The 12,193-nt window shown below is 68.7% G+C and carries 13 protein-coding genes and 2 pseudogenes; 10 read left to right on the forward strand and 5 right to left on the reverse strand.

The annotated features are described in order from the left end of the window. Window positions 1–44: 44 nt before the first annotated feature. A complete protein-coding gene (locus FPZ41_RS06055; protein WP_152859842.1) occupies window positions 45–1,421 on the reverse strand; it encodes a serine hydrolase domain-containing protein in 1,377 nt (458 codons plus the stop codon). A 105-nt stretch (window positions 1,422–1,526) separates the two neighbouring features. Between FPZ41_RS06055 and FPZ41_RS06060 the strand changes: the two genes are divergently transcribed. The 5 genes from FPZ41_RS06060 (at window position 1,527) to FPZ41_RS06075 (ending at window position 4,272) form a co-directional block, all read left to right on the forward strand. After that, on the forward strand, window positions 1,527–2,222 hold the full coding sequence (locus tag FPZ41_RS06060) for a TetR/AcrR family transcriptional regulator (protein ID WP_152859844.1): 696 nt from the start codon (window positions 1,527–1,529) through the stop codon (window positions 2,220–2,222). A gap of 197 nt (window positions 2,223–2,419) precedes the next feature. Next, the gene (locus FPZ41_RS46885; RefSeq protein ID WP_194236001.1) at window positions 2,420–2,668 is read left to right on the forward strand and encodes a hypothetical protein; all 249 of its coding nucleotides are present in this window, start codon (window positions 2,420–2,422) and stop codon (window positions 2,666–2,668) included. Beyond that, window positions 2,665–2,862, forward strand: a complete 198-nt coding sequence (locus FPZ41_RS46890; RefSeq protein ID WP_194236002.1) for a hypothetical protein — start codon at window positions 2,665–2,667, stop codon at window positions 2,860–2,862. The genes FPZ41_RS46885 and FPZ41_RS46890 overlap by 4 nt, the downstream gene beginning before the upstream one ends. Next, on the forward strand, window positions 2,856–3,206 hold the full coding sequence (locus FPZ41_RS46895; protein ID WP_194236003.1) for a hypothetical protein: 351 nt from the start codon (window positions 2,856–2,858) through the stop codon (window positions 3,204–3,206). The genes FPZ41_RS46890 and FPZ41_RS46895 overlap by 7 nt, the downstream gene beginning before the upstream one ends. 163 nt (window positions 3,207–3,369) lie before the next feature. Continuing rightward, window positions 3,370–4,272, forward strand: coding sequence for a TIGR03619 family F420-dependent LLM class oxidoreductase (locus FPZ41_RS06075; RefSeq protein ID WP_152859846.1), 903 nt, complete (start codon window positions 3,370–3,372; stop codon window positions 4,270–4,272). A 729-nt stretch (window positions 4,273–5,001) separates the two neighbouring features. Here FPZ41_RS06075 and FPZ41_RS06080 read toward each other — a convergent pair. From FPZ41_RS06080 to FPZ41_RS47965, 3 genes and pseudogenes are all read right to left on the reverse strand, one after another. Further along, window positions 5,002–5,922, reverse strand: coding sequence for a hypothetical protein (locus FPZ41_RS06080; RefSeq protein ID WP_152859848.1), 921 nt, complete (start codon window positions 5,920–5,922; stop codon window positions 5,002–5,004). Next, entirely contained in the window at window positions 5,922–6,461 is a 540-nt protein-coding gene (locus FPZ41_RS06085) for a SigE family RNA polymerase sigma factor (protein WP_152859850.1), read from the reverse strand. Before FPZ41_RS06085 ends, FPZ41_RS06080 begins: the two co-directional genes overlap by 1 nt. 91 nt (window positions 6,462–6,552) lie before the next feature. Next, window positions 6,553–6,824, reverse strand: a pseudogene (locus tag FPZ41_RS47965) (MFS transporter); the annotation flags it as partial. 215 nt (window positions 6,825–7,039) lie between these two features. Between FPZ41_RS47965 and FPZ41_RS06095 the strand changes: the two are divergent. Together FPZ41_RS06095 and FPZ41_RS06100 are read left to right on the forward strand one after the other, a co-directional pair. Then, window positions 7,040–7,435, forward strand: coding sequence for a GNAT family N-acetyltransferase (locus FPZ41_RS06095; protein ID WP_322619872.1), 396 nt, complete (start codon window positions 7,040–7,042; stop codon window positions 7,433–7,435). 317 nt (window positions 7,436–7,752) lie between these two features. Beyond that, the gene (locus tag FPZ41_RS06100; RefSeq protein ID WP_194236004.1) at window positions 7,753–8,358 is read left to right on the forward strand and encodes a hypothetical protein; all 606 of its coding nucleotides are present in this window, start codon (window positions 7,753–7,755) and stop codon (window positions 8,356–8,358) included. A gap of 602 nt (window positions 8,359–8,960) precedes the next feature. On the opposite strand, the gene FPZ41_RS06105 is transcribed toward FPZ41_RS06100, so the two are convergent. Then, window positions 8,961–9,851 (reverse strand): helix-turn-helix transcriptional regulator, encoded by an 891-nt coding sequence (locus FPZ41_RS06105; protein WP_322619873.1) that lies wholly within the window; start codon window positions 9,849–9,851, stop codon window positions 8,961–8,963. 248 nt (window positions 9,852–10,099) lie between these two features. On the opposite strand from FPZ41_RS06105, the gene FPZ41_RS06110 reads away from it, so the two are divergent. The 3 genes and pseudogenes from FPZ41_RS06110 (at window position 10,100) to FPZ41_RS06120 (ending at window position 12,186) form a co-directional block, all read left to right on the forward strand. After that, window positions 10,100–11,116: a zinc-dependent alcohol dehydrogenase family protein gene (locus FPZ41_RS06110; RefSeq protein ID WP_152859852.1), complete on the forward strand. Its 1,017-nt coding sequence runs from the start codon at window positions 10,100–10,102 to the stop codon at window positions 11,114–11,116. Window positions 11,117–11,185: 69 nt separating this feature from the next. Further along, window positions 11,186–11,625, forward strand: a pseudogene (locus FPZ41_RS06115) (hypothetical protein). Window positions 11,626–11,643: 18 nt separating this feature from the next. After that, window positions 11,644–12,186: a cyclophilin-like fold protein gene (locus FPZ41_RS06120; protein WP_322619874.1), complete on the forward strand. Its 543-nt coding sequence runs from the start codon at window positions 11,644–11,646 to the stop codon at window positions 12,184–12,186. Window positions 12,187–12,193 lie beyond the last annotated feature (7 nt).

Genomic DNA, 12,193 nt, shown 5'->3' on the forward strand with positions numbered 1-12,193 from the left:
GCCGGCAGCGGCGGCCGCTTGAGACCGCCCCTGCCGACGTTGGATCAGGATGTTTCGGCGACCCGGTTGAAGAGCCGGCCGGCGAGGTCGACGCCTGTGACCGCGCCGTTGACGTCGCGGGAGAAGTAGCCGCGCTGCCCCTTGAGGCCGCCTTCCGTGACGATGTACTCGTCGCCGTCGCCGGGAAGAAAGCCGATGTCCGCGGCCGGGTAGTCCGGGGGCATTTCCTCGTGCGATGCCTCGCGGATCTCCGGCTTGATGCCGACCGCGAGGGTGAGCCGGGTGCCGTCGGTGGCGATGTCGAGGTTCATGGCGTCGATTTCGTAGCGGCCGACGACCTGTTGGGCCTGTCCCTCGTCGTACGGGACCGGCTCCGCCGTCTTCTCGACGACGCCGAGGTAGTGCTCGAGCGCCCACCGCACGACGGACTGGTTGAAGGGGTAGCCGTCCGGGCCGACGTTGGCCAGCGATACCACCGCGAAGTTGCGCTCGGGCACGATGAGCAGCTCGGCGAACTGGCCGTTGCCCGAGCCGCCGTGGCCGATCCCGTGCAGGCCGTCCAGGTCGTGCAGGAACCAGCAAATGCCAAAGCCGTCGCCGAGCGTGCTGGCGCGCAGCCCGACCGTCTGCTCCCGCATACGGTGCAGCTCCGCGGCGGGCAACACGCCCTCGCCGTCGCCGAGTTGGAACCGTGCCCAGCGCAGCAGATCGCTCACCGAGGAGGCGAGGCCGCCGCCAGGGTTGTCACCGCGCGCACCCTCCTTGAACGCTGCCCAGGGCCGGGCGGGGCGCAGTTCGCCGTCGTCTCCGCGGTTGTAGCCCACCGCGAACTTGCGGACCATCACCTCCGCCAGGCCGTACACGGTGTCCGCAAGGCCCACCGGCTTAAGGACGAGCGAGGCCATGGCCTGCTCGAAGGGCAGGCCTGTGACCTTCTCGATGATCCGCCCGACCAGGTTGTAACCGGCCTGGCTGTACGAGGCGCGGGCCCCGGGCGGTGCGATCAGCGGCAGCCCGGGCAGCTTCGCCACGAGCTCGGCCAGGGAGCGATCGCCCTCGCCGTCGTCGATCAGGTTCCAGTCCAGGCCCGCGGTGTGGTTGAGCAGGTTCAGGACGGTGATCTGCGCCGCGGCCTGCTCGTCAGCGAGCTTCAGCTCGGGCACGTAGCGCCGCACCGGCGCGTCCAGGTCCACCTTCCCCTCGGCGACCAGGCGCATCAGCGCGGTCGCCGTGAAGGTCTTGGATACCGACGCCAGAGGGAACAGCGTCTTCTCATCGACCGGCAGCGGGTTGCTGAGGCTTGTCACGCCGTGCGAGGCGTAGATCTCCTGTCCGTCCAGGAGCACCCCGACGGCGACACCAGGAACGCCGAGCTCCGTGGCCTGCACCTTGACGAACTCCGACAGCTTCTCCTGTGACATGGCTCCCCCTTCGGGCACTTGAACTAAGTACGAGACAGAGCGTAGGAGGCCACTCGAACTTAGTGCAAGGATTGGCGTGAACTAAGTTCAAGTAGTGTGGCGGCTATGCCGCGAGACACCCTGACCGCAGACCGGATCGTCCGTGCGGCCATCGAGCTGCTCGACGACGAGGGATTGGACGGCCTCAATATGCGGAGCCTGGCGAAACGGCTCGGCTCGGCCGCCACGGCCGTTTACTGGCACATCAAGACCAAGGACGACCTGGTCCGACTCGCCAGTGACGCGATCTGGTCCGAGGTCGAGCTGCCTGATCTCGACGCCACCGACTGGCGCGCGGCCGCCACCGCTCATGCCTCCGGCATGCACGCGATGCTCACCCGGCACCCGTGGCTCGTCCAGGCATTCGGCAGCCACCTCCTGCACGGACCCGGCCAGGCCCGGCACAACGACCTCAGCCTCGGCATCTATGAAAAGGCGGGCTTCGCCGCCGCCGAGGCGGACCGGGCGGCCGCCGCCGTGTTCACCTTCGTGCTCGGCAGCGCGCTCGGCCCTGCCGCGCAGGTCTCGCTCAACCGCCGGCTGAGCAAGAACGGCGCAGATGCCGAGCAACTGATGGCCGACACCATGACACACTCCACCGAGACCGCCATGCAATTCCCCCGCCTGCGCGAACGCCTCGGCACCACAGCCGCCACGGAGTACGCCGCAGCGCCCGACAACACCTTCGCGTTCGGCCTTCACTCCCTCCTCGACGGCTTCGATGCCCGCCTCATCGCCGACCGCGCCGGCCGGCGCGAGTGACCTGCGCCCGGACAACACCGCCCGACCAGCCCACGGCCCCTTTCTGGTTTTGCCTCAACGCACGAGCAGGGAGAGGTGAGGCAGAACGGGTCATCGGTATGCCCCGAACAGTGCACGTGACTCCGTGCTCGGTGGAGCGCTCGGACCGGTGCTGGGACAGCAGGCATGGGCAATCCCATGTCGACAACGATCGGCCCGTGCTGAACGGATCCCCCAGTGACCTCACCCGCTACGTCACGGACAACCACCGCGACGCAAACACACAGGTCAGCAGCCTGCCGAGCAGCGAACTCAAGATAATCCAGGAGCAGGTCGGCCACGAGCATGCCGGCACCACCTCGCTCTACACCTCCATGTCCTCGGACTTCCGCACCCGCACCCCGCAGCGGCATCTGGACGCCCCCATCGCCGCGGCCCTCCAGACCCAGACCGGGAGGCACACATGAATCGCAAGGTCGGCACGTGGCGGCTGCGCGGCACGGCTCCGACGATGACGATCCGGGCGCCGCAGTCACCGCAGGAGCCGCGCGGCAGGCCTTCCGACTGGCGCTGCGCCAGGACCGGGGCCGGGTTGCGGATCGGATCGTCCAGCAAGCAGTCGGCGCAGCGTCCGGCTGAGCCGGGGCGGGTGTCGTGCTGAGGGCACAGGCCCTGCTCGATACGCCGGGCATGCTGCCCCGCGGCGGCCTTGTCCTGGACGACCTCGGCACACACTCCGCAATCCCGGCCGGTCGACCACAGAACACCGGCCTCGCAGTCGTGGAAGCCGCAGCCCCAGCGCGGTATCGCCACACCCCGCAGCCACCAGCCCGGATCGCGGATCTCCGCGATCATCACCTTGGCGAACCGGGCGGTGAACCGGTGGTGAAGGCGTTCGGCGTCGGTGCCCTTGCGCAACTGGCGGCCCACCTCACGGGCGATCTGCCGGACGACGAAGTCGTTGGGACCACCCCCGCGGGTGCGGGCATCGTCCGCTGCCCGTGATCACGGCGCGGTGCCCGGATCGACGCTCCGCGCACGAGCGGGGAAAGTCCCGGCCGGCATTGGCCAGCGGGCCACCAACGGCCGGACGGTGACAAGGCGTTCGCGATAATGGCGCACATCCGTGCTACGGCGAACTCGACCCCCCACTTGTGAAGGAATAGCCATGAAGATCGGTTTCGCGCTCCCGCAGTTCCACCAGCAGGCCTTGGGCATAGCCCGGACCGCCGAGTTCGCCCGGGAGGTCGAGAATGCGGGGGCCGCCAGTCTGTGGGTTGGCGACCGTAACCTCGCCGCTGTCAACCCAAAGGTCGGTTACGGCGGGCAGGGCAACACCATCCCGGCCGAACTGAACCCGGCCGCCGACCCGTTCGTACTCCTGGGCATCGCCGCAAGTGCCACCGAGCGCGTTCTCCTTGGGGCCCACGTACTCATTGCCCCCTTGTATCCGCCGGTCCAGCTGGCCAGGTCGCTGACCAGCATCGACCTGATAAGCGGTGGTCGTCTGCTGCCCGGGTTCGGCATCGGCTGGTCGCCCGAGGAGTACGAGGCCGCAGGCGGGGACTTCACTCGCCGTGGAGCCAGGATGAACGAACTGCTCGACGCTCTGGAAGCTATCTGGACCACCGACCCGGCCGCATACCAGGGTGAGTTGATTTCGGTGCCTCTGCACCACTCTCCGCTCAAGCCGGCACGGCGCCCACGCCCACCGTTCTACCTGGGCGCACTGTCCGAGCGGGCGCTGCGGCGGGTGGCCGAACGCGGGGACGGTTGGCTGCCGTTGAGCGTGGTGCCGAGCTACCTGGACATCGACGGCCTGGTGGCCCAGCGGGCGATCATCGACCGGTTGGCCCGGGAGGCCGACCGGGATCCGTCCGCGATCGACGCGGTCCTGCGGGTCAACATCGACCCGGGCACCCCCTCACAGCAGGTCGCGGATGCTCTCAAGGCGGTCCATGAGCGCACCGGGATCGACCACTTCATGATCGACTCGATGTACGCCGTCCACAGCGTCGACGGAGCCATCGCCTTCGCCGCCGAGGTGATCGAACTGGCAGCGAAGGGCTGACCGCCGTTCCGGCTGGGGTGAGAGCGTCCCGCCGACCCGTGTGCTCAGCCATCCGCACGCCGCGGGCCGCGGAATGGCGGGTCACCACAGCAGGGCCGGCCGCCTCTCGTCGCCCACCGCGGGGGGGGGCCGACCGCTACCGAATGGCCGTGAGCCGGACATTCGTGCTCATGACCCCAGCGGTCGGCTCGGGCGGTCGGGGCCGGACGACCGCCGCGCAGCCGCGATCTCATTCGAGCTCCCTTTGAGCATCAACCCAGCTTCGTGACGATGTCAGCCACCTGGCTGGGCATCGACGAGAACCGCGAGTGTGAGGAATCGAGTGCCACCACGGAGGCGCTTTTGTCCGGGATCGCCGTACGCATGTAACGGGAACCGAGCGGTCACCAACCTTCGGCCTACGGCGGGCTCGGGTCGCCCACCGGACGAGCGAGTCGGCCGTATACCGCCATCACCGCTCGTGACCCGGTCCGGCCTGGAACAAGGGCCGGGAACCATCCGTCACACGGAGCTCAGCCCCTCCGTAGGGGGCAGCCGTGCCGATGAGGGCCGCCGCGCCGACGCCAGCCTCACTCGCATGTGCCACAACACGCTTGTACGCAGTCAATCGCCAGCAGTCCGGCGCCCCCGTAAGCCGAGCCGAGTGCACTTGTGAAGTGCGGCAGGGCGCCCACCCCCGCGTGCGCCCTGCCACCCCGTACGCCTGCACCTACTCCGGCCGCACGGGCCTCACTTCGACACCTTCGCCGACTCGTAGGACACACCTCGGGGCACCGACACCACGAACCAGCTGTCCGGGCAGCCCTGGGCGTCGAGTATGCGGGGAGTGTCCAGGCCCTCGGTGTCGCGGTCGACGTCGGTGGTCGTCCCGTCGGACCAGGTGATACGGACCTGCTGGGCGGTCGGGGCGACAGTGCCGATCACAATCTCGGCGGAGGTCTCGCCGGACCGCCTCTCCTTCGAATCGGTCGAGCCGGTCTCGAGCGTCCCGCTCAGCTTCCCATCGGTCGAGCCGGGTCCGAGCCCATCCAGCGAACTTGTGGAGACCTCGATGCTCTTGCCCGAGAGACGCTCCTCGCCCTCGGTGAACATTCCCAGGCTGCCCATCGAACTCTCGTCGCCCACGGTCACGCGCACGTAGAAGCGGCCCCTGCCGATCGACATCGACGGATCTCCCCCGAGCAGCAGCCCGCCCTGGTCCCTGACCGGGTAAGTGCGCCTCATCGCGTCGTACTGCCTGGCAGCCTCCGCCTCGTCCCATGGCGCCGCCCAGACATCGACAGTCACCTCCCAGTCCTTGCCGCCGTCACGTCCCGACCCCACCGTGGTCTGCTGCGGCGCGTACACATGCCGCTCCTGCGCCGTGTGCGGCCGCGTCGCCGCCGACGACACCTGGCCCCCGTCGCCGCCCGTCGCCCCGGTCAACGCGAGCGTGCCCGCCGACCCCGCGATCACCACCGCCGCGACGGCCGCGACCGCACAGCGGCGTGTCCTCCGGCGCCTGCCACCCCGAACGACCGCCTGGTAGGGGGCCATGCCAATCCGGACCGCGTCCGTCGCGTCCGCCAGCAGCAGACCGATGTGCCGGGACTCCGCGTCGCCGTGCATCATCCCGTGGTCCGCCGTCCCGTGGTCCTGGTCCGAGCTCATCACTTCCACCCTCCCTGCGTCACCGTCTCAGCCAGGCCCGGCAGGGCCCGGAGCTTCGCGATCCCCTTCGCCGCGTTGCTCTTCACCGCTCCCACCGAGCACCCCATCGCATCCGCCGTCTGTGTCTCGCTCAGGTCCTCCCAGTACCGCAGGACCACCGCCTCTCGCTGGCGCCGGGGCAGTTGGGACAATGCGGTGAGCAGCGCTCCCCGGTCGTCGGCCTGGGCCATCCGGTCGCCGCCGTCCGGCTGTTCGGGCACCAGGGGCGAGTCGCTCCTCGGTGCCAGGAACTCCTTGAGGCGGCGGCGATGTCTGCGCGCGTGTGCGTTGATCATCACGCGCCGTACGTATGTGTCCGGATCCTTGGCCGACGCGACCCTGCGCCAGGCCACGTAGACCTGCTCGAATGTCGTCTGCACCAGGTCCTCCGCGGCGTGCTGCTCCCCGGTGAGGAGAAAGGCCGTACGCAGCAGCCGCGGCCAGCGGCCGATGAAGAAGCTCTGGAACTCCGCGTCCCGAGCCTGCTTCCGATCCCCCATGGGCACCTCCTTGATGCCTCATACAGTCCATGGGGACCGGATCGCGTTGCCCCGCCGATGAACTTTCCTCCGCCCCGGTCTCCGCCGGGTGTCAGTCCGCGGAGACTCTGCACGGCAGCCACGGCAGCATCAGCAACCGCCGCCACGACGAGTACGGTTCCGCCCGTGCGGAACACCAGCGCGTACCCCGCCGTCAGCGCCTCCAGTGAAGTGCCGCCCGCCGTACGGGCCGCCGCGATCGTCGACATGACCGGCGAGACCAAGTGAGCCGCCCATCATCAAGACTGCGGGGATCATGATCGCCGTCACATACGAACCGTCCGCCATCATCGTCGACTGCCACCCGAACCCGACGGCTGCCACCGACCCCGGTCTGCACGATGCCGTAGGCGAGGCCCGCCGTTGTCGCCGGCCTCTCACACCCGTGGAACTCCGGCGTCGTTGAGGGCCACGTCAACAGGATCAAGATGCTCAAACGTCAGATGTTCGGCCGCGCTGGATTCGAATTCCTCCGCAAGCGAGTCCTCATCGCTGCATAATCCAATCGCTGGACTTGGCACGGACATTACGATCGAGAAGTGACGATCAAGTACGAGTGGCGAGGCGACTTCGACAACGCCGCCCTCAACGCGCTACACGCTGACGGCTTCGGTCACCCGGTCGCTCAGACTGACTGGCGGGAACGGCTTGAGCACCACAGTCTCGGCTGGGTCTGCGCATGGGAGGACGGCTCTCTGATCGGCTTTGTCAACGTTGTCTGGGACGGTGGAGTTCACGCCTTCATCCTGGACACGGTGGTCGCACAGCATCGCCGGGCGCGAGGTGTTGGCGCCGCGCTGGTCGCAGCCGCGGCCCACGAAGCCCGTACCGCGAAGTGCGAATGGCTCCACGTCGACTTCGAGGAGGACCTGCGTTCGTTCTATTTCGACGCCTGCGGCTTCAAGGAGACTACAGCCGGTCTGATTGCTCTGTAACACCGTGGCCCAAGCTCTGGGCCAGGGTGCCCAAGACCAGAAACGGTATCAACCAGCCCCTGCCAGACCCTTGACTCAATCTCAGTCGTCACCGGGTGTGACTGCACCACACAAGTGGGACCAGAGCCCTGAATTGGCCCGGTCTTGCTCCGGCCCCAGCTTCGGGCTACCGAAGAAATGCGGCTCGCGAGGTAATGGAATGCCGGTCGCGGGGTCAGGGCCTGTGCGAGCACTTCCCTCCCCTGATTCACTCAGCACCGATGCGGGGGCCGGTGTCGGAGGGTGGTGGCACAGTGTCCGAAACCGATCGGTAGGAGGTGGAGACGACGGGTGACTTCTTTGAGCGGATCGTCGACGTCGAGGTGACCGGCGAGGAGGCCGGGCCGCTCGCGGAGCGAATGGTCGACTGGATGGTCACCGAGGGCCTGATCACGCGTGAGCTGTCCAACGACGGGGTGTACAGCCTGACCGTGGATGAGGGCCATGTGCCTGGTCCCAACTGGGCGCGGGCCGTTGCCGACTCATCGGATCCCGCCTGGCTGCCGGGCCCGGTGGCCGTCATCGTCGGGCGCGACTACCACGTCGGTGGTCAGGGAGCGGACGAAGCGGAGTACGCCGTCTGCCCGCGGTGCGAAACCAAGATCGTGATCATCAACTATCCCGAGGAGTTCGAGGCGGACGAGGAGGTCTGGCAGCCGTTCGAGGACGGCATCGCCACCTGGAAGGAAACGGGTGAGGGGAGTTCCCCCTGCTCCGCCTGCGGTGCCTCGGTGCCGGTCACCGAGTGGCAGTGGGAGTCCAATTTCGCGGTGGGCGCCCTCGCCTTCGACTTCTGGGACTGGCCGCCGCTCTCCGCCAGCTTCTGCGAGACGTTCAGCCAGCAGCTCGGGCACCGCACTGTGGAGCATACGGGGAAGGTCTGACGGGAACCGTCACACTTCAGCGCGGGAACTGCGCTCAACGCGAGCCGCGTTTTCGCAGGTCAAGGAATTCCGTCGGTAGCCCGCTTCGCCGGGATGGCTGGGCCGGGCGACTCGCTGTGGGAGAGAATGTTGGGCATGACGACTTGAAGAGCAGCGGCCTGGCGACAGCACTGGCGCAAGGTCGGGACCTGGGAAACGGTCTCCGACGGGGACCGCCGGATCTGTGCCGCCTGCGGAACGCCCGTCCGCTCGTACCAGTACCGGTTTCATCAGCCCGAGTCCTCCATGTTCGAGCGGTGCATCGGACTCGCCTGGTGCTCCAGTTGCCGGATCTACTGCGGCAACATGGTGCACGTCCCGCGAAAACGGGTCCTGGTCGACGCCCTCGCTTCGCTTCCCCGCGAACAACGGGAGAGGCTTGCACGTTCGGAAACACGGCTGATTGAGTTCCTGGACCGCCAGGCCCCAGGCAGCAGAGATTAGATTCCACCGGCCAGCTGGCCTCGGGGCTACTTCTTCGTCTGCTGCTGCTTGGCCTTGGTCTGGGAAGTGGTCCTCACGCACCGTCTGCACCACGTTCGGCTTGGCTCCGTCAGCGGTGGTCAGCTCAGTGTGGAGGGTTCCGTGGCATCGACGTCTTGAGTGGCGGCCCAGGAGGCGAGGAGGCGCAGGCCCTCTTCGGAGGGTGAGCCGGGTTCGGCAGTGTAGATGGTGAGGGTGAGGCCGGGTTCGGCGGCCATCTCCAAGCCCTCGAAGGCGAGGGTGAGGCCGCCCACGGCGTGGTGGTGGAAGCGTTTGGTGCCGGTGCCGTGGTGGCGGACGTTGTGGGCGCCCCAGCGGGTGCGGAACTCGTCGCTGCGGGTGGACAGCTCGCCGACGAGGTCTTGCAGATCCTTGTCGTGGGGATTGCGGCCGGCTTCGGTGCGCAAGATGGCGACGGCGACGTCGGCGAAGGAGTCCCAGTCCGGGTAGAAGCGGCGGGAGGCGGGGTCGAGGAAGTTGAAGCGGGCCAGGTTCATCTGGTTACCGGGTGTGGCGTAGGCGTCGGTGTAGAAGGCTCGGAACAGCTGGTTCGCGGCGAGGATGTCCATGCGGCCGTTGCGGACGAACGCGGGCCCGGCGGTGATGGCGTCCAGGGTCCACTGAAGGCTGCGGTGCGGCTTCCACTGGTCCCTGGTACGTCGACGGCGGGGGCGGGTGAGGGCGTCGGAGCCGTCGGCGGCCTGGGCCAGATGCAGTAGGTGGGCGCGTTCGGCGTCGTCGAGTTGGAGGGCGCGGGCGAGGGCCTCGAGGACGGCCGGGGAGACGCCCGCGAGGGTGCCGCGTTCGAGTTTGGAGTAGTACTCGACGCTCATGTCGGCCAGGGCCGCGACCTCGCTGCGGCGCAGGCCCGGCACGCGGCGCCGGGATCCGGACGGCAGTCCGGCCTGCTCTGGGGTGATCTTTGCGCGCCGCGAGGTGAGGAACTCGCGGACCTCTTCACGGTTGTCCACACCTCGACGGTACGTCCCGCCGACGGCCAGAGGGATGTACTGCCAGTACACCCCTTGTCAGTGACTCGATGCCCGCGCGAACGGGGGGTTACCTGGGGGTCGTGGTGCTTCTCCTTCCGGCCGACGCCGGTGAGGGAGGGGCCCGCACCCGGCTCGGGTGGTCCGCCGCCTGCGCTCCGGGTCCGCACCCTTTACCCGGTGGTCGCCAGCACACGCTGCTGGCGCCACAGCACGCGAAGGAATCCCTCATGCGCGGCGCAGTAATCCATGCCCCCGGCGACATCCGCTTCGAGACCCTGGACGACCCGAAGATCCTCAAGCCGACCGACGCGATCATCCGCACGGCCGTGACCTGCGTGTGCGGCTCGGACCTGTGGCCCTATCGCGGGCTGGAGCCGACCGACGCAGCGCATCCGATGGGCCACGAGTACGTCGGCTTCGTGGAGGAGGTCGGATCCGAGGTCACTTCGGTGAAGCCGGGCCAGTTCGTCGTCGGCTCGTTCGCGACCTCGGACAACATCTGTGCGAATTGCCGGAACGGCTTCCAGTCGAGTTGTCTGAACCGCGAGTTCATGAGCACCTGCCAGGCCGACTACGTGCGTATCCCGAACGCGCAGGGCACCCTGGTCGCCACCGCCGGCGTACCCGGCGAGGAGTTCTGGCCCGGCTTGCTGGCCGTATCGGACGTGATGGGCACCGGCTGGTGGGCCGCCGACGCCGCCGAGGTCAAGCCCGGCTCCACCGCGGTGGTCGTCGGGGACGGCGCAGTCGGCCTGTGCGCGGTGATCGCCGCGAAGGAGATGGGCGCGGAGCGGATCATTGCCATGTCCCGGCACGAGCCGAGGCAGAAGCTCGCAGTCGAGTTCGGCGCCACCGACATCGTCACCGAGCGCGGTGAGGAGGGCGTGGCTCGGATCAAGGAGCTGACCGGAGGGATCGGCGCCGACAGCGTGCTGGAGTGCGTCGGCACGGCGCAGGCGATGCAGCAGGCACTCCACTCGGCTCGACCGGGCGGCAACGTCGGCTTTGTCGGCGTTCCGCACGAGGTCGCGGTCGACGGGCAGGAGCTGTTCTTCTCGCACGTCGGCCTGCGCGGCGGTCCCGCACCCGTCCGCCGCTACCTGACCGACTTGATCGACCGTGTCCTGACCGGCGCCATCGACCCGGGCAAGGTCTTCGACCTCACCCTTCCGCTGGACCAGGTCGCCGAGGGCTACAAGGCGATGGACGAGCGCCGCGCCATCAAGACTCTCCTCACGCCCTGACCCCGCCCCACCCGCGGGCCCGGTCACGCACAGGTCGGTTTCGGCACCTCTCTTCGTCAAGGACTCACCATGACCACGTTCGCACTGGTCGGCGCAGGCCCCGGTCTGGGCCTGGCCATCGCCCGCCGCTTCGGCAAAAAGGTCGCCGCCGACCTGGATGCCCCGCTGGCCGTCTCCGTGAAGGGCCCTCTCACCTGCGTGAACGCGGTACTGCCTGGCTGCGCGCGCTCGGCTGGGGCACGCTGCTGTTCGTCAACGGCGGCTGCGCGGTGCGCCCGCACCCGGACCGGGCCGGCACCTCGATGGCGTTCGCCGGTGAGAGCGCCTACGCGGCGATGCTGCACAAGGCCCTCGCCCCGGAGAACATCCACGCCACGCAGCTGATCGTCCCCGGTGCGATCCGCCCCGACGCCGAGCACTTCAGCCCCGAGGCGCTGGCCGCGCGCCTGTACACCCTGCACACCGACTGCGACGGCTTCAGGCACTACGCCGAGCCCATGCCCGACTGACCCGCAGGACGGCACCCCGTGACCTTCCCCCCTCGCCACGCCCTGACCGCCGCCGCCATCGTCAGCGCGCTGCTGCTGGCCGTGACCGCATGCTCCGAGGACTCGCCCGAGCAGGCCCCCTTGTCCGCATCCGCCACCTCCTCGGCGTCGGCGTCGGAGCAGCCGCAGACCTCGGCGTCGGCCAGTCCCTCCGGCTCAGACAGGAGCACCCCGATGGACATCCGCGTCACCCTCGACGGGCAGCCCATCGCGGGCACCCTGAACGACAGCCCCGCCGCCCATGACCTCGCCTCCCTGCTCCCGCTCACCCTGGACCTGGAGGACTTCCACGGAACCGAGCGGATCGCCGACCCGCCGCGGAAGCTGACCACCGAGAACGCCCCCGAACCGGAAGCCCCCAAGACCGGGGACCTCACCTACTACGCCCCGTGGGGCAACCTCGCCGTCTTCTACAAGGACGGCCCCTCCGCCTCCTCGGACCTGCTGGTCCTCGGCCACATCGACGCCGCCGCCGACCAACTGTCCGGGGCCGACCGCATCACCATCGAAGCCGCCCCCTGACCACACC

This window comes from Streptomyces acidicola, from assembly GCF_009377235.1.
Taxonomy (GTDB): Bacteria; Actinomycetota; Actinomycetes; order Streptomycetales; family Streptomycetaceae; genus Streptomyces; species Streptomyces acidicola.

Coding starts and splice junctions, on each gene's coding strand:
- FPZ41_RS06055 (WP_152859842.1), bottom strand. CDS start 1,421: ATGTCACAGGAGAAGCTGTCGGAGTTCGTCAAGGTGCAGGCCACGGAG.
- FPZ41_RS06060 (WP_152859844.1), top strand. CDS start 1,527: ATGCCGCGAGACACCCTGACCGCAGACCGGATCGTCCGTGCGGCCATC.
- FPZ41_RS46890 (WP_194236002.1), top strand. CDS start 2,665: ATGAATCGCAAGGTCGGCACGTGGCGGCTGCGCGGCACGGCTCCGACG.
- FPZ41_RS06075 (WP_152859846.1), top strand. CDS start 3,370: ATGAAGATCGGTTTCGCGCTCCCGCAGTTCCACCAGCAGGCCTTGGGC.
- FPZ41_RS06080 (WP_152859848.1), bottom strand. CDS start 5,922: ATGAGCTCGGACCAGGACCACGGGACGGCGGACCACGGGATGATGCAC.
- FPZ41_RS06085 (WP_152859850.1), bottom strand. CDS start 6,461: ATGGGGGATCGGAAGCAGGCTCGGGACGCGGAGTTCCAGAGCTTCTTC.
- FPZ41_RS06110 (WP_152859852.1), top strand. CDS start 10,100: ATGCGCGGCGCAGTAATCCATGCCCCCGGCGACATCCGCTTCGAGACC.